The organism is Halorubrum sp. SS7 (assembly GCF_005435055.1).
Taxonomy (GTDB): Archaea; Halobacteriota; Halobacteria; order Halobacteriales; family Haloferacaceae; genus Halorubrum; species Halorubrum salinarum.
The window spans coordinates 1-263 of sequence record NZ_SGXV01000546.1 but is presented as its reverse complement, the minus strand read 5'-3'; the positions used below and the strand labels follow the sequence as shown (position 1 = coordinate 263).

Sequence of the window (263 nt, the reverse complement as noted above, 5' to 3'; positions counted from 1 at the left end):
CGCTGGCGACGGTCGGACTGTTCGCGTTCGGCGCCGCGAGCGTCGCCTTCGTCCGGATCGCACCGGATTCGGCCACCAGCACGCCGGGCGGGACGACCCTCTCCGTGCTCTTCCTCGGCGTCACGTTCGCCTGGGTCCAGGCGACGGTGCTCGTCTGGAACCTCGGGTACCGGTTCGACGTGGGGCGCGCGGTCCTCCCGATCCTCGCGTTGGCCGGCCTACTGGTGGCGTACGCGGTCCGATCGGGTCGGTTCTAGAAGACC

General features: G+C 70.7%; 1 pseudogene. It reads left to right on the top strand.

Features of this window, described 5'->3' with window-relative positions:
- Positions 1 to 257, top strand: a pseudogene (locus EXE44_RS20560) (hypothetical protein); the annotation flags it as partial.
- Between the last annotated feature and the right edge of the window lie 6 nt (positions 258 to 263).